Below are 16,191 nucleotides of genomic sequence, written 5' to 3' on the forward strand. Positions count from 1 at the left end.
GCTGCCCTATTCTGCTTATTCCGTGTAGGTAACCAGTTTTTGCAGACGCGCAAACACCAGGTCCAGCACCATGCCCGTCACGCCGATCACCAGGATCGCGAAGATCACGCTGGTCAGCGACAGGTTGTTCCATTCATTCCAGACGAAGTAGCCGATGCCGGTGCCGCCGACCAGCATCTCGGCTGCCACGATCACCAGCCAGGCGATACCCATCGAGATGCGCATGCCGGTGAGAATCGTCGGCGCCGCCGCCGGCAGGATCACGAGAAAAGCCTTGCGCAGCGGCGTGACCTCCAGCGTCTTGGCGACATTGAGCCAGTCGCGCCGCACCGACGCCACGCCGAACGCGGTATTCATCAGCATCGGCCAGACCGAGCAGATGAAGATCACGAAAATGCCCGACACCGACGAATCCTTGATCGTGTACAAGGCCAGCGGCATCCACGCCAGCGGTGAAATCGGCTTGAGGATCTGGATGAAGGGATTCAAGGCCCGCTGCATCAGCGGCGACATGCCCAGCAAGAAACCCAACGGAATCGCCACCAGCGCCGCAATCGCAAACCCCAGCCCGACCCGCGCCAGCGAATAGCCGAGCTGGATGCCGATGCCCTTGTCATTGGGGCCGTTGTCGTAGAAAGGATTGGCCAGCTCCTTGCGCATGGTCTCGCCCATCTGCGCCAGCCCGGGGAAACCGCTGGTCTTGACAGGCGAACTGCTGCTCTTGCCCATCAGCTTGGCGTATTCATCCTGCGCGGCGGACGAGGCGCCGGACCCGATACGCGCACTCTCCTTCGGCGCCGTCGCCAGATGCCACACCAGCAGCAGGCACGCGAAGATCGCCAGCGAAATCAGCGCCGCGCGCCAGCCGATTTGCGAAGCCGGCTTCATCAGGTGATCCTCTTGATGGCGAAGCTGTTGACATAGGCGTCGGCCTTGGCGGGATCGAACTCCTTGCCCATGATCTTGTACTTGCGGTACGCGCCGTCCGGCACCGGCTGGCCGAGTTCCTTCATGTATTTCTTGGCGTCGGTCAGCAACAGCACGCGCTCCGCGATGCCCTTGTAGTCGACCTCGCCCTTCACATAGCCCCAGCGCTTCATCTGGCTCAGGATCCACACCGCCATCGAATCCCACGGCACCGGATCGAAATCAGCGCGTCCCGGCACATTCTTGACGTTGCCCAGGCCGTCGGCGAAGCGGCCGGTGAGCACCTGCTCGACCACTGTCTCCGGCTGGTTGAGGTAAGCCGCCGGTGAAATCACCTTGGCCACCAGCGAACGGTTGGCCGGGTCGCGCGCCATCGCGGCGGCCGTCAGCACGGCGCGGAACAAGGCGGCGAAGGTGTTCGGATTCTGCTTGACGAAGTCTTCCGACATGCCGAAGGCGCAGCAGGGATGACCATCCCAGATTTCCTTCGACAGGATATGGATGAAACCGACCTCGTCGTACACCGCGCGCTGGTTGAACGGATCCGGGCCGAGGAAGCCGTCGATGTTGCCGGCGCGCAGATTGGCCACCATTTCCGGCGGCGGCGTGACGCGGATCTGTACGTCGCGGTCAGGGTCGATGCCGTTCTCGGCGAGGTAATAGCGCAGCAGGAAGTTGTGCATCGAATACTCGAACGGCACCGCCAGCTTGAAGCCCTTCCACTGCTTGGGATCGCGCTTGTCCTTATGCTTCACGTGCAGCGTGATGGCCTGGCCGTTGATGTTCTGGATGGTGGCCACGCGCATCTGCACCGGGTTGCTGCCCACGCCCATCGACATCGCCAGCGGCATCGGCGACAGGAAGTGCGAAGCGTCGTGCTCCTTGTTGATCATCTTGTCGCGGATCAGCGCCCAGCCGGCGGTCTTGTTGAGCGACACGTTCAGGCCCTGCTTGCGATAAAAACCGAGCGGATCGGCCATGATCAACGGCGCCGCGCAGGTGATGGCGATGAAGCCGATCTTGAGATCCTTCTTTTCAATCGCGCCGTTCTTCTCCTGCGCCATGGCTTGCAGAGCGCCCAGCGGGAACATGCTGGCAATCGCCGCGCGTGCCGTGTTGACGCCGACCGCGCGCAGGAAGTCGCGACGCTGCGCCGCCTGCGGAAACAGCGCGCGCATCACCGATTCTTCCACCACGTCGTTGCTCAGTTGCTCGGCATCCTGAGAACGCACCTGCGCCTGCGCATCCGCCTTGCGCTGCTGTTCGTCGTCGTGCGCGGTCTGGCTGGCGTGCTTGCCGCAGGAACAGGTATTGCCTGCGCGCTCGGCGTCGTAGGTATGGAAGATGGTGCTGTCGATTTCTTTTGGCATGGATTCCCCCGATGGATGAGTGAAGTAACGGCTGCGTTGTTACTCCACCACGTGCAAGGGGCTTGCCAGTGTACTTTTTGATGTCATCGCCAAACGACGGCTTGTAGTGGAACGACTACAAGACGCTGTCAGAGCGACAACGAATTATCCATTCAGGCCGGCAATAATTGATGCCGCACCGCATACATGGCGATGCCGACATCGTTGCTGGCGCCGGTCTTTTCCAGGATGCGGCTGCGGTAGGTGCTGACGGTGTTGGGACTCAGCGTCAGCTGGTCGGCGATTTCCTTGACGCTGCGCCCGGCGGCGATCAGCTGGAACACCTGGTATTCGCGATGCGACAGCGTCTCGTGCGCAGCGCGCTGGGCGCTGGCCGAGTGCGCGCTGAGTTCGGCGGCCAGCGTCTCCGCCATGTGCGGGCTGACATACACGCCGCCATCCGCCGCCTTGCGAATCGCCGCCACCAGTTGCTCGGTGTCGGCGCTCTTGTTCAGATATCCCGCGGCGCCGAGGCGATAGCAGCGCGCCGCATATTGCTTCTCGGGATAAGTCGACAGCATCAGCACCGGCAGGCGCGGCATCTCCTGCTTGAGCTGGCGCAATACGTCCAGGCCGTCCTGCAGCGGGATGGCGATGTCCAGCAAGACCAGGTCGATCGCCTCCACGCGCGCCTTGCGCAGCACTTCCGGACCGTCGGCGCACTCCGCCGCCACCTCGATGTCGGGCGTGTCGGCCAGGATCTGCTTGAGACCTTCGCGCACGATGCGGTGGTCGTCGCATAGCAGGATACGGATCATTGTTTTCCTCGTTGCTGCGGTTGTACTGATGTGAATGCCGCACGGTCGTGCTCAGGCATGGCTGTCGTTCCTCAGCGGCAAGACCAGACGCACGCGGGTGCCGCGATTGGCGGCGGCATTGCCGCTTTCCGGTGCGCCCGCTGCAGCCGATGCACCATCAACGGCGTTTTCTATGCTCAATGCGCCAGCAAAGTGCAACGCACGCTCGCGCATGCCCATCACGCCGTAGGACTTCGGATTGGCCAGCGCCGCCGCCGGCACGCCGATGCCGTTGTCTTCCACTTCCATCAGCAGCTCGTCCGGCGTCAGGCGCACCACGATCTTCGCCTGGGTTGCTTGCGAATGCTGTGCCACGTTGCTCAGCATCTCCTGGAAGATGCGAAACGCCGCCGTCGCCAGCGTCCCTTGCGGCGCAAACGCCTGCGGCGAAATGTCGAATTCGACGTCGCAAGGCAACTCGGTCGCCTCCGAAAATTCCTGCACCTGCCACTCCAACGCAGCGACCAGCCCCTGATGATCCAGAATGCTGGGCCGCAAGTCGGTGATGATGCGTCCGACATTGTCCACCGCCGTTTCGATCAGCCGGTTCATGCTGGCGCATTTGCGCGCCACCGGCTCGCGGTCGGCGACACGGCTCGCCATCCAGTTCACGTCCAGCTTCAGCGCCACCAGCAGGCTGCCCAGCTCGTCATGAATCTCGCGCGCAATGCGGGTGCGCTCATCCTCGCGCACCGAATGCGCATGCGCCGACAGCTCGCGCACCTGCGTCAGCGCCACCGACAATTCGCGCGTACGCTCCGCCACACGCTGCTCCAGCTCCGCCTTGGCGCGCTGCAATTGCTCCTCGGCCAGACGGCGTTTGGAAATATCGCTGAAGGTAATCACCGCCCCGCGCACCTCGCCGCCGTCGATGATCTGGTAGGAAGAATATTCCGTCGCAAAGCAAGTCCCGTTGGCGCGCCAGAACACCTCCTGATCGACCCGGCAGGATTCTCCCTTGCGGAAGGCCTTCAGGATCGGACATTCCTCTTCGGGATAGTGCTCGCCATGCTCGTGACTGTGATGCACCAGCTCGTGCATGTTCTTGCCCAGCACCTGCTCGACCGTATAACCAAGCATCTGCGCCCCGGCGCGGTTGATGAAGGTGCAGCGGCCTTCGAGGTCGATGCCGTAGATGCCTTCGCCGGTGGAGTCCAGCAATAGCGTCAGCTTGTCGCGCAGCAATGTCGAATCGCCTGCAGGGCCGGTAAAGTCGATATGACGTATTTGTTGCAAGGTCTGCATGGATTTGCCGTTGTGTAGCGATCAGATATTTCTCAGGCAGCAAAGCCCGTGCCAATAGCAACTGAATAGCAACTGGCGTGCAGTTCAGCCTTTTTGCACAAAATCGAATTGCGACGAGAAACTCAATCTTTTCCCGCCGATCTCATGCCTGGTTCCAAGAGGGACTCTCCCTCCCTTGATTATCTTGCCACGACAACCGGTTCCTCACGATGAAAACGATGTACAGGAAATACGCCATAGCAGCCATCGCCTTCGGCACGCTCTCTTTGACGGCAATGGCGCAAGCAGCGACGAAAACACCCTTGCAGACGGCAAGACAATTTTGCAGTTATTACATGCAGCGCAATCTCGACCGGCAATATGGCCGCGTCATCAGTGCATCGCTCAACAAGGCAATCAAAGATGCCGACAAGAAAAACGCCATCGTCTCCGATCGCAATCCGGGAAAGTCTCCGCTCGGCGACGGCTTGCCATTTCAAAGCAGCAACGATTTAGGAACTTGCACCGTCGGTGCCCTCACGAAAACCAATGATCGTACGGAAGTCACCATTTCTTACGATCTGGGCGATGGTATTCCCGTACCTGATCACTTGGTGATGATCTTTGAAAAGGGCCAATGGCGCATCGACGACATCCTGTTTGGTCCGGCCTATTCCAACAGCATGCGCAGGCAACTTAAAAGCATATTTTCGACATACAAATTCTGAAGCTATTGCAGCTTGAGAAACAACCCAGAAAAACAGCACGCTCTTTTCTCTCAACCCGCAATTTCATGACCAGACTTACCATTCAGAACACCGCGCTGTTCTCCTTCATGCTGATCGGCTCGGCGCTGAGCTCTGCCGCCGACGCAAAAAACGTCTCGCCTTTGACGATCGCGAAGCAATTCTGCACGCTATACAGCCAGCAGCAACTGGACAGCCAGTATCACGAGCTGGTCACCCCATCGCTGGAAAATGCCATTGCGGAAGCCATGAGACGCAACCGCGAATTGCTGAAAAAAGCGCCGCACAAGAAATCCCCGCTCAGCGACGGCATTCCGTTTCAAAGCTCTTCGGAACGCGGCTCCTGCAAGGTCGGCCGTCTGAGGACGATCGGCGACAATGTCAAGATCACCATCGTCTATCAACTCGACAAGAGGAGTTTCCGACGCGATCAGTTGCTGATGACGGCAAACGGTGAAGAATGGAAGATAGACGAGATACTCTATGCGCCGCTTTACGCAAACACCATGCGTAAGCACCTGAAAACCCTTTTCGAGCCGGCTGTGCCGCCCGCCCGGTAATACCGATAAGAAACCGCCTGAAAAAGAAAAACGCCGGCGGCATGCCGGCGTTTTCAGACCGAATTAAGATGCGCTAATCAAGGCATGTATTGCCCACCATTCACCTCAATGATCTGCCCCGTCACATACCCCGACAACTGATCCGACGCCAGGTACAGGAACGCGCCGCTGCATTCGTCCGGATCGCCGATGCGACCCATCGGGATAGTCTTGCGGAAAGCTTCCAGCTGATCCGGCGTAGTGAAGCGTTCCTGGAACGGCGTCATGATCACGCCGGGCGACACGGCATTGACGCGGATCTTGTCGGCCAGCAGTTCCTTGGCCATGCCGCGCGTGATGGTGCTGACAAAGCCTTTGGACGCGGCATAGACCAGCGCGCCCGGACCGCCGCCGTGGCGTGCCGCGACCGAGGTCACGTTGATGATATTGCCGCCGCCCTGCTTGCGCATGACCGGAATCACGGCACGGGTGAATGCCACGACCGAGCGGGCATTGATCTGCACCACTTCGTCGAACAATTCGTCGGTGATTTTTTCCAGCGCTTCGCGCTTGACCAGGCTGCCGGCGTTATTGATCAGCACGTCGATGCGGCCGAGCTGTTCGACCGCGCTGGCGATGGCTTTGTCGACAGCCTTGCTGTCGCGCACGTTGGCGCCGATGGTGATTGCCTTACTTTCACCCTTGCCGCCTTTGCGAATATCGGCCGCAACTGCCTCGGCCTCTGCTGCCGAGCTGTTGTAGTGGACGACCACGTGCGCGCCGCGGGCGCCGAAGGCGCGCGCTGCTGCGGCGCCGATACCGGTGCTGGCGCCGCTGATGAAGACGACTTTACCTGCGAGATCTTGCATTGCTGTTCTCCTGAAAATAATCGAAGGGCGTGCTCCCCTGGTTGCATCCAGGGTGAATCACGTTCCGGCTCGTTTCAATGTCTGACGATCTTGAGGGCCGGGCTATTTTTTCTTCTGAGCAAATCGGTTTCAATTGTGGCGCAATTTCAGGATGTGCGTGCCGACGTGCTGAAAACGCCGGCCGCCCTGTTCAGTCGTGCACCGACTCGTCCTTGTTTTGCGCCGCGCCGCGATAGGCATCGCGCACACGAATCAGGTGCGTGCGCATGGCTTCGGAGGCGCGTTGCGGATCGCGGGCTTTGAGTGCGACCAGGATGTCGCGGTGGTCTTGCAGGCTGCGTTCCAGCGTGGCAGGAATGCGCGAGGTGATGGTGCGGCTCTTCTTGCCGAGCATGTAGAGGCTGCCGGCGATGCTTTGCAGGAAAGGGTTGTCGCAGGCTTCGATGATGGCTTCGTGGAATTCGACGTCGGCGGCGGCAAAGGCGGCCGGATCGCTCAGCAGGCGCGCTTCGTCTTCGACGTTGCGGCCGAGGCGTTCGAGTTCTTCTTCAGCCATGTGCGTCGCGGCCAGTGCCGCGACGCCGGTTTCGATGATCAGGCGCGCATCGAACAATGCTTCCAGTGTGCCGGCGTTGAGGTCGATGATCATTTCCAGCGGCTCAAGCAGTTCACGCGTTTCCAGCTTGCCGACGAAGGTGCCCTCGCCCTGGCGGATGCGCAGCAAACCCAGCAAGGCCAGACCGCGGATCGCTTCGCGCACGGCCGGGCGGCCGACGCCCAGCATCGCGGCCAGCTCGCGTTCGGGCGGGAGCTGCTGGCCGGGCTTGAGCAAGCCGCTGCGGATCATGGTGAGCAGACGCTGCGCGACTTGTTCGGAAATGGATTTCTGTACGATGGGATCGAAGGACATGGAGTCTGCTGGATTTGCCTGAGTTTGCTTGTTATGTTGCCCGGCTGCCCGTATGCGAGCGACTGGTAAGACCTTTGGGTATGCAGAGAATAGGTGCGGCCCGAAGGCCTGTCAAGCGAGGACTTTCCGCAATGGTCAAACCTTTTTCATGCAGTGTTGGCGCAATGAAAATTCGGCAGCGGCGTTTGTTGACGACAAGGCAATTTTGCAAGCTGCAAGCGGCCTGCCAAGGAATCCGGGAGGATAAACGTATTGCCCGCAATACCAGGCATGGAGCCTGGATGGGGCGATATGACAGTGGCCGTCGCGGTTACGCGGCCACCGTCGAAGAACAGGCGATCGCGGCTTACTCGGCGCTGGCCTGATCGAGCTGGGCGATGGCTGCGCCGTCCAATGACAAACGCGTTGCTTCGATCAATGCATCCATCTGCGCCAGCGTGGTCGCACTGGCGATCGGTGCGGTGATGCTGGGCCGGGCGATCAGCCATGCCAGGGCCACGCTGGCCGGCGTGCTGGCATAGCGTCCGGCGACGGCGTCGAGCGCATCGAGGATGCGCAGGCCGCGCGGGTTCAGGTAGCTGCGCGTCTTGCCGCCGCGCGTGCTCTTGCCGAGGTCTTGCTCCGAGCGGTATTTGCCGCTGAGGAAACCGCTGGCCAGCGAGTAGTAATTGATGACGCCGATTTTTTCCGTGAGGCAGTACTGCTCGAGATTGTTTTCGAAATCGGCGCGTGAGTAGAGGTTGTATTCCGGCTGCAGCGTCTGGTACAGCGGGTAGCCGTGTTCGCGGCTGAGCTTGCGCGCCTCTTCCAATCGGCCGGCGCCGAAGTTGGAAGCGCCGATCAGGCGCACCTTGCCTTGCTGGACCAGCTCGCCGTAGGTCTGCAGCGTCTCTTCCTGCGGCGTGTTCTTGTCGTCGGTATGCGATTGGTAAAGGTCGATGTAGTCGGTCTGCAAGCGTGTCAGCGAGTCTTCGACGGCGCGCCTGATATAGGCCGGCGACAAACCGATCTTGCCGTCGCCCATGTCCATGCCGACCTTGGTGGCGATGACCAGCTTGTCGCGCCTGCCGCCTTGCTTGATCCATTTGCCGATGATGGCTTCGGATTCGCCACCCTTGTTGCCGTTGGCCCAGCGCGAATAAACGTCGGCAGTGTCGACCAGATTGAGGCCGGCGTCGACGAATTTGTCGAGCAAAGAAAACGAGGTCTGTTCGTCGGCGGTCCAGCCGAAGACGTTGCCGCCAAACGCCAGCGGTGCGACTTCGATAGCGGAGTTGCCCAGTTTGCGATGTTGCAGTTGATTGCCGTTTTTGTCAGTCGTACCCATTGCATGTACTCCATGTCACCGAGGAACGATGATTCTATGCCTGATCCGTTTTTGCTGCCGGAGCCCGCCCAGGCTCTATACTTACCACTTGTCAGGTCTGCATGAGCCATCGCCATGACCTCCGCATCCACCCCTGCATGATTCTTCTGCTTTCTCTCCGATGGAAATTGTCTTTACCGTTCTGATCCTGCTGCTGGCCGTTGCCGTCTCCGGCGTGGCGGCGCGTCTGGTCCCTTTCAAACTGCCGCTACCGCTGTTCCAGATCGGCCTGGGCGCAGTACTGGCGCTGCCGCTGTTCGGCCTGCGCATCAGCTTCGATCCCGAATTGTTCCTGCTGCTGTTCATTCCGCCGCTGCTGTTCACCGACGGCTGGCGCATGCCCAAGCGCGAATTTTTCCGGTTGGCGCAACCCATCCTGGCGCTGGCGCTGGGACTGGTGCTGTTCACGGTGCTTGGCGTGGGCTACTTCATCCACTGGATGATTCCGGTGATTTCGCTGCCGTCCGCGTTTGCGCTGGCGGCAGTGCTGTCGCCGACCGATGCGGTGGCCGTGGCGTCCATCATCGGCAAGGGGCGCCTGCCGCCGACCATGCAGCACGTGCTGGAAGGCGAAGCCTTGATGAACGATGCGTCCGGCCTGGTCGCCTTCAAGTTCGCCATCATCGCCGTATTGTCGGGCACCTTCTCGCTGCTGGACGCCAGCATCAGCTTCACGCTGATTTCCATCGGCGGCATCGCCGTCGGTCTGATCGTGGCATGGGGTTTCGGCCTGGTTCGCCGCAAGATCATCGAATGGAGCGGCGACGAACCCGGCATCCAGGTCGTGCTGTTGCTGCTGATCCCCTTCACTGCCTACATCTTCGCCGAACACTTCGGCTTGTCCGGCATCCTGTCCGCAGTCGCCGCCGGCATGCTGATGCCGTATATCGACACCGCCGGCGCCGAATCGGCCGCCACGCGCATGCAGAGCCAGAGCATCCTGACCATGCTGGAGTTCGTCTTCAACGGCATGTCGTTCATCCTGCTGGGCCTGCAGTTGCCGGGGATCGTCAGCCTGGCGCATCTCGACGCCAAGGTGGCCGGCAATGTGCCGGTGTGGCATCTGTTTGCCTACATCGTCGCCATCACGGCGGCGCTGATTACGCTACGCTTCGTCTGGGTGTGGTTCAACCTGCGTCTGCGCCGCTTCTCTGCCGCCGTACGCGGCCAGCGCGCGAAACAACGCTATTTCGACGTGCGGCTGATCAGCATCACCTCGCTGGCCGGCGTGCGGGGCGCGATCACACTGGCGGGCGTGATGTCGATCCCGCTGATGATGCCCAACGGCCATGCCTTCCCGGCACGCGACCTGCTGATCTTTCTGGCCACGGGCGTGATCGTCTGCTCGCTGCTGGGCGGCAGCTTTTTACTGCCATGGCTGCTGAAAGGTCTCAAGCTCGACGCCGACAACGAACGTCGCCGCAACGAAGAAATGATGGCCCGCCTGCGCGTCTCCGAGGCGGCGGTGCGCAGCATTGAAGAAGCGCAGGAGCGCATGGGCGCAGGCATGGATCAGGACGACCTGGCCCTGCTCACCGAAGTCAGCGGCAGCCTGCTGGCGACCTATCGCATGCGCATGGACGCCGAAAGCGGCACCGAAGAAACCCATCGCGTCGCCAATCGCTTCAAACACTTCGAGCGCGAACTGCGGTTGGAAGCAATCCGTGCCGAACGCCGTGAAGTACACCACCTGCGTGCCGAACAGCAGATCAATGACGAGACCTTCATCGCGTTGATCAATCAGATCGACCTGGCGGAAACCTGGCTGATGGGCTCGCTGAATGCGGCGCATTGATCCTCGTCCAACTGCATCTCTGTCGTCCTGACGAAAGTCAGGACCCAGCGGCGTATAGAGACGGCGGATTGAAACGCGGACTCTGCGCGACGACACCGGGTCCCGCGTTCGCTGGGACGACATAGGTTAGAACAAGCGGCAGAAGATGATAGAACCCGCAAAACAAAAACGGCGTCATGCACATCGCATGACGCCGTTTTTATTTAACGCAGCAAACTCGGCTCAACTCAATTGGCTTGCGACACCAAAGCATTGCTGAGATCGCCGATCGGCTTGCCGCCGTTGGACTGGATCGCCTTGTCGCGCAGCGTGATGCCGTCGAGCACCGGCAGCGACCAGCGGCGCGTGATGAAGCGCAGCACCGAGCTGGTGTCATACAGACTGTCGTCGACATAGCCCTTCTTCGCATACGGCGACACGATGATGGCCGGGATACGTGTGCCCGGGCCCCATTTGTCGGCCTTCGGCGGTGCGGCGTGATCCCAGAAGCCGCCGTTTTCGTCATAGGTCACGACGATCAGCATGTGGCCCCATTGCGGGCTTTGGCGCAGCTTGTTAACCACGTCGGCGATGTGCGCATCGCCCGATGCAACGTCGGCGTAACCGGCGTGCTGGTTCAGGTTGCCTTGCGGCTTGTAGAACGACACGGCCGGCAACTTGCCCGCAGCGGCGTCTTGCAGGAAGCTGCTGTCGAAGTCCTTCAGATGCTCGGCGCGGTAGGCGGCGTTCTTCACCGGATCCATGTTGGCGAAGTAGTTGAACGGCTGGTGATGGAACTGGAAGTTCGGCGTCGGCGACGGGAATTTGCGGTCGGTCTGCGCTGCCTTCGTCGTCGCATTCCATGCGCCGGCGTACCAGGCCCAGCTCACGCCCTTGTCGCTCAGCAGGTCGCCGATGTTCTTTTGCGTTTGCGGCGGCAAGGTCGATGCGCTGTTCGGATCGGCATACAGCCTGGCGCTGTCGCTCGCGGCCGATGCGACGTTGCTCGGTTGGTAAGGCGGCTGCATGGTGTTGATGGCATACGACATGCCGTTGGCGTCAGGCGGCGTCAACGTGCCGTCGTTGGCGTATTTCTGCGCGCCGTCGAGCGTCGACTTCGGCGAACCGGAAGCCGGGGTCAGGCGCACGAAATTGCCGTTGGCGTCGACGTCGATCTTGGAGATGCCGCCCCTGGCCGGCGACTTCTCGGCGTTCGCATATTGCGGCGTGCAGGCGCAGATCAGGTATTGGTGATTCTGGAAGGAACCGCCGAAGGAGCCCATGAAAAAGTTGTCGGCCAGCGTGTATTCTTTCGCCAGTTTCCACATCGCCATGCTGCTGCCGTCGTAGTAACCCATGGACAAACCGCCGGCGTCGGAGTACGTGGCGAACTTGTCGTTCTTGCCGCCGTTGATCTGCATCTGGTTGTTATAGAAACGATGGACCAGGTCGCGCGTGACGATGTCGCCGCCGATATTCATGCCATCCTTGCCGTCGATCTGGAACGGCTTGTTCGGCATGCCGGCCGATTGCGCCTGCGTCATCACCTTGGTTTGTCCCGGCGCAGTCACGCCGCCCCAGGTTGGCGGCAGCACCGGCAACACGGCGCCGTCGACATCGACTTGCGGCACATAAGCGCCTTTGGCAGACGGGTTCACACCAGGAATGCCGTTGGCGCCCGGGAACAAGCCGTACAAGGTGTCGAAGCCGCGGTTCTCGGCGTAAATGACAACGACGGTGTCGATGCTGCGGACGGCCGTATCGTTACCGGCAAGGTTGGCCCCGCCGCTGCAGGCGGAAAGGCCGACGGCGATGGCGGCGGCCATCAGGGAGAGGCGGATTGGCTGTCTGAAAGACTGGCTACATTGGAGGGGCATGGCTATTCTCTTTTTCTTGAACCGCAGGGGACGAATGGGAATGAGGACGGCTACTATGCTAGCCGGTAAATATAACCACAAAATGACAAGATCGCTGCATCCAGCGATCTTGTCATTTTTTGATTGCTTCCGGCGTCTTCAAGCGCAGGCCCTATTGTACGGGCGACAGGCCGATGAGGGATGACGAAAATCGGCTGACCGGCGCTGCGTCCGGTCAGCACCGGTGTCAGAAATCGTGCTTGATGCCCAGGGCCAAGGCACGCAAATTGCGTCCTTGCAGGGCGTCGCCTGAAGTGTAATGCGCCCCGCCAAGATCGTATTGGGCGTTGCGGCCGTTGCGGAGTTGCGCCAGCTGCGACCAAAGTTCGGTACGTTTTGACAACGCATAGCGGTATCCCAGAATAAACAGATTGGATTGAGAGCCGTCGCCGGTGCTGATGCCGGAATAAACCGGCGTCTGATCACCCTTGCCCTGCCCGGCGTGATACCAACCCAGTTCGATGGTATGCGGACCGATGTAGCGACGCCCGACTATGCCGAAGCCGTCCTGTTTCAAATTGCGTTTGCCGGGATTGCTGTAGAGCAGCGTCTGGTAGTAGGCGCCGATATATCCCTGGGTGCCGATCTTGTAACCGCCCGCCAGCATGACGATATGATCGTTGAGTCCCCTGCCGCGCAAGTTGTGATGCAGGTTATAGGCCAGCGCGACCTGTACGTCCTCGGTTTTATATTTCAATGCATTCGACCAGGCGTAAGAATTGCACCCCGTCAGTTCCGTCAAGCCCGCGTGCGTAGCGAAACTGAAGCCGCCCATCGACGGCGTGTCATAACGAATCGAGTTGCCGTAACGGTTATCGAAAGAAAACCGGTTGGAGGCATTCAGATTGCCGGGAATCGTGCTGGCGCAGTTATCGGTTGGCGAGTCGATGCCGGCATTGTCGGTGAACATGTTGCTGAATCCGTTGGCCCAGAAACCATTGATATTGTCGTTCGTGACATTGGTCAGGTAACCAGGTCCCGCAATGGAATGCAGATCATCCAGTGCGGTCAGCATGAAGCCGATTTTGACGCGCCCGAACGGCCCCTGCAAACCGATGGTCGTTTCCCGGTTTCCCAGACCGCCGGCGCCGGTATCCGGATTAAAACCGGACTCGATCATGAAGAGTGCATTCAATCCTCCGCCGAGGTCCTCGGTTCCTTTGAATCCCAGACGGCTCGACAAATTATTCTGTCGCGTGATGGAGCCCTGGCCTGCGCCGTAGCCGCTGTAATTCACCATGCCGACATTGATGCGGCCATACATCGTCACATTGGATTGGGCATAAACATGGCCGCTACAGACAGCCATGGCGATAGTCATGATTGACGACTGTGCTCTTGTAAGTTTCATTGCGCGTTCTCCTCGTTTCGGTAGGGCGATTGCCCGTGGGTGAAACCATGCTCATCAACATGTCGCAACATCGCTGAAACCGGCCAGTTCAGTGCGAGCGAGAATAGCGAGGAGAAGCGTGCGGAGTCTCTAGCTGAAGTTCGATAAATAGCGACACGTCACGATGTAGTTTTGTAGTTTCGCGAAGCCGACGATGCACCAATCACGACGTGCTGAATGCTTCAATTTTTATCACCTAAAAAACTTCTACCTGTGTAGTCGGTTCATCGCTTCTGCGTCTGAAACAAAACGGACATTTCATCTCTATTTGATGAGCGCCGCACGGAATCGGCAGCACGCCTCCTACACTCGTCACGTCGCGGATGAGCGCAGGAAAACAAAGCGTGTTGTGCGATCGTCGCCACATCCGTGATGTGAAAATCAATCAACAGGAGATGAACGATGAAGAAACGCAGCTTTATGAAAATGGCCGCCCTCGGGACATTGGGCGCAAGCCACTACCTGCCGGGTGTGGCGGCGGAGACCGGCGCCCCTCTCAAGAAATTTGATGAGAACGGCGTCGTCAGACCGTTCGGCGGCAATACCGTCGTCTATGACACGGAAAAAACCAGCGCTTTATTCTTGACCATGTTGCGAGTACAGGTCGAATTGCAGCGTCATTTCGGCGGAAGCATCACGTGTTTGCCGCCCGATTCTTATCACATGACCTTGTTTGAAATGGCGAACCAGCAAGACAGGACGCCGGGACTCTGGCCCTCCTCCGTTCCTCTCGATGCGTCTGTCGACGAATGCACGAAAAAACTGACGGCGATCCTCAAATCGGCGCGCTTGTCTTTCCCCCAGAAGGTGAACATGAAGATCGATCACAATCGTCCTTTGTCGCTGCCCAAAGAGCACAAGCCGGGATCGCAATCCGCATTCATCATTCCGCTGCTGCCCTATTCCTCCGAAGACGCCGAGATGCTGCGTTCATTCCGCAACCAGCTATCGCAGGTCAGCGGCATACGGGCGCCGAATCACGACACCTACGTCTTCCATACCTCGATGGGTTATCGGGTAAAACCCATGTCCGCGGATGCTTACGCCATGTTCGAAAAATACTATAAGAAATGGCTGACAGAGATGGATCAGGCCGCCGGAAAAATCAGCTTCAACACGCCGGCATTCTGCGCCTTTGAAGACATGTATCAATTCAATCCCGTCGTTGTTTTCGGCAAGACTTAAACTCTCCCGGGCGGTCGGCAAGCGCTCACGTCAGTAGCCGAAAATAAAAAACAAATCTGACTGAGCGAGCCGACGGCCGCAACCATAAACGGGTTGCGATCAGGCGATCGGAGGAAGCGCTTGATCACACACCAAGCTGCGCAACAAACTGGCGGGGACATGTCAGCTGCCTCCTTCATCCCGAATCGCGGAATTCATCTCTGCAATTAAAAAACAACTAGAACTCATTTCATCAACAGGCTTGAGATGCGTTCTACTATCGCTTGATCGATCTTCAACAAAAAAACACTGCCTTGATCGCGACTTATGCAACGGCATCGATGATTGTTACAAGAAAAAAACAGATTGCCATCATCGCAATATGTCGAGCAGAAGCGGCATCGATTCATCATTAACCCGACCATCGCGATACGCCGCAAAATCCTCACAAAACCCAGTCTGGTGGCCGCTCACAAGCCCCTTCCCCGAATCTGAAAACACCGACTATATCGCCTGGTATCGCTTGTGCTGGATTGTCTAATTCGAAAATAGACGAGTACATATTTCGACCATGAATATCGAATTAATTTTGGTTTTTACGGATTTTTCAAAAGGCATGAATCTAGTTCAAAGAGCGAATCTACAATGAGTTCCTTTTCGAATTTCCGGTAGGTATTAATCGCCGGTGATGCAGTAATTTAATTTGGTTTCGGTCTGCTCGCACCTGGCATGTGCGTCTGTTTCTGCTGTTGAAAATGGTCGACGGTGTGTTGCGGGTTTCGTTTTCAGTTATTCCTTCGGAGGGTATTTACATGAGCGATATTGGGTATGGTCAGGCTTTCATGGACACGGCGCTGGCGGCGATCATCGCCAGAAAAAGACTGGAACGTGGCGTCAAGTTGAACCTGGTGGAAGCGGAAGCGCTCATCCGGGATTTCATTCACGAGGGCGCCAGGGACGGCAGGTCGGTGGCGGAGTTGATGGCCGCCAGCGCGGGAGTTCTGACGCGTGATCAGGTCATGGAAGGCGTTGCCGACATGCTGACCCCCATCACCACCGTCGGAAGTTTTCCAACGGGTCTGCATCCTGTCACGGTCTGGAATCCGATTCGATGACAGGCAAGCATCCGGTTCGATGGTGTGCAGGGGCGCCCAGCCCTG

15 protein-coding genes are annotated in these 16,191 nt (G+C 59.0%); 6 read left to right on the top strand and 9 right to left on the bottom strand.

Features of this window, described 5'->3' with window-relative positions; all coding sequences use genetic code 11:
• Positions 1 to 15: 15 nt before the first annotated feature.
• From ntrB to AKL25_RS15650, 4 genes are all read right to left on the bottom strand, one after another.
• On the bottom strand, positions 16 to 888 hold the full coding sequence (ntrB, locus tag AKL25_RS15635; RefSeq protein WP_050478625.1) for a nitrate ABC transporter permease: 873 nt from the start codon (positions 886 to 888) through the stop codon (positions 16 to 18).
• Positions 888 to 2,297, bottom strand: coding sequence for a CmpA/NrtA family ABC transporter substrate-binding protein (locus tag AKL25_RS15640; protein WP_050478626.1), 1,410 nt, complete (start codon positions 2,295 to 2,297; stop codon positions 888 to 890). The genes ntrB and AKL25_RS15640 overlap by 1 nt, the downstream gene beginning before the upstream one ends.
• 152 nt (positions 2,298 to 2,449) lie before the next feature.
• Positions 2,450 to 3,094, bottom strand: coding sequence for a response regulator (locus AKL25_RS15645; protein ID WP_050478627.1), 645 nt, complete (start codon positions 3,092 to 3,094; stop codon positions 2,450 to 2,452).
• 51 nt (positions 3,095 to 3,145) lie between these two features.
• Complete coding sequence (locus tag AKL25_RS15650; RefSeq protein ID WP_050478628.1) at positions 3,146 to 4,378, bottom strand: sensor histidine kinase; 1,233 nt, start codon at positions 4,376 to 4,378, stop codon at positions 3,146 to 3,148.
• A gap of 209 nt (positions 4,379 to 4,587) precedes the next feature.
• Between AKL25_RS15650 and AKL25_RS15655 the strand changes: the two genes are divergently transcribed.
• The gene (locus tag AKL25_RS15655; RefSeq protein WP_157050661.1) at positions 4,588 to 5,085 is read left to right on the top strand and encodes a YqhG/Tai3 family protein; all 498 of its coding nucleotides are present in this window, start codon (positions 4,588 to 4,590) and stop codon (positions 5,083 to 5,085) included.
• Positions 5,086 to 5,150: 65 nt separating this feature from the next.
• Positions 5,151 to 5,663 carry a hypothetical protein gene (locus AKL25_RS15660; protein ID WP_050478630.1) on the top strand — a complete coding sequence of 171 codons (513 nt, stop codon included), beginning with the start codon at positions 5,151 to 5,153 and terminating at the stop codon, positions 5,661 to 5,663.
• 77 nt (positions 5,664 to 5,740) lie between these two features.
• On the opposite strand, the gene AKL25_RS15665 is transcribed toward AKL25_RS15660, so the two are convergent.
• Together AKL25_RS15665 and AKL25_RS15670 are read right to left on the bottom strand one after the other, a co-directional pair.
• Positions 5,741 to 6,511, bottom strand: a complete 771-nt coding sequence (locus AKL25_RS15665) for an SDR family NAD(P)-dependent oxidoreductase (RefSeq protein WP_050478631.1) — start codon at positions 6,509 to 6,511, stop codon at positions 5,741 to 5,743.
• Positions 6,512 to 6,701: 190 nt separating this feature from the next.
• Entirely contained in the window at positions 6,702 to 7,421 is a 720-nt protein-coding gene (locus AKL25_RS15670) for a FadR/GntR family transcriptional regulator (RefSeq protein ID WP_050478632.1), read from the bottom strand.
• 131 nt (positions 7,422 to 7,552) lie between these two features.
• Between AKL25_RS15670 and AKL25_RS24275 the strand changes: the two genes are divergently transcribed.
• The gene (locus AKL25_RS24275) at positions 7,553 to 7,786 is read left to right on the top strand and encodes a hypothetical protein (protein WP_157050662.1); all 234 of its coding nucleotides are present in this window, start codon (positions 7,553 to 7,555) and stop codon (positions 7,784 to 7,786) included.
• Here the strand turns inward: AKL25_RS24275 and AKL25_RS15675 are convergent.
• Entirely contained in the window at positions 7,768 to 8,748 is a 981-nt protein-coding gene (locus AKL25_RS15675) for an aldo/keto reductase (RefSeq protein WP_205627261.1), read from the bottom strand. The two genes, AKL25_RS24275 and AKL25_RS15675, sit on opposite strands and share 19 nt — an antisense overlap.
• A gap of 160 nt (positions 8,749 to 8,908) precedes the next feature.
• On the opposite strand from AKL25_RS15675, the gene AKL25_RS15680 reads away from it, so the two are divergent.
• The gene (locus tag AKL25_RS15680; RefSeq protein ID WP_050478633.1) at positions 8,909 to 10,582 is read left to right on the top strand and encodes a Na+/H+ antiporter; all 1,674 of its coding nucleotides are present in this window, start codon (positions 8,909 to 8,911) and stop codon (positions 10,580 to 10,582) included.
• Between the two features lie 227 nt (positions 10,583 to 10,809).
• Here the strand turns inward: AKL25_RS15680 and acpA are convergent, their stop codons facing one another.
• Both acpA and AKL25_RS15695 read right to left on the bottom strand, forming a co-directional pair.
• Positions 10,810 to 12,438 (bottom strand): acid phosphatase, encoded by a 1,629-nt coding sequence (gene acpA / locus AKL25_RS15685; RefSeq protein WP_050478634.1) that lies wholly within the window; start codon positions 12,436 to 12,438, stop codon positions 10,810 to 10,812.
• Between the two features lie 226 nt (positions 12,439 to 12,664).
• Entirely contained in the window at positions 12,665 to 13,828 is a 1,164-nt protein-coding gene (locus AKL25_RS15695; RefSeq protein WP_050478636.1) for a porin, read from the bottom strand.
• A 459-nt stretch (positions 13,829 to 14,287) separates the two neighbouring features.
• Between AKL25_RS15695 and AKL25_RS15700 the strand changes: the two genes are divergently transcribed.
• Positions 14,288 to 15,052, top strand: a complete 765-nt coding sequence (locus AKL25_RS15700) for a DUF1868 domain-containing protein (RefSeq protein WP_167541893.1) — start codon at positions 14,288 to 14,290, stop codon at positions 15,050 to 15,052.
• A 791-nt stretch (positions 15,053 to 15,843) separates the two neighbouring features.
• Positions 15,844 to 16,146 carry an urease subunit gamma gene (gene ureA, locus AKL25_RS15705; protein ID WP_050478701.1) on the top strand — a complete coding sequence of 101 codons (303 nt, stop codon included), beginning with the start codon at positions 15,844 to 15,846 and terminating at the stop codon, positions 16,144 to 16,146.
• Positions 16,147 to 16,191: the final 45 nt, after the last annotated feature.

This window comes from Herbaspirillum rhizosphaerae (assembly GCF_001189965.1).
Classification (GTDB): Bacteria; Pseudomonadota; Gammaproteobacteria; order Burkholderiales; family Burkholderiaceae_D; genus Herbaspirillum; species Herbaspirillum rhizosphaerae.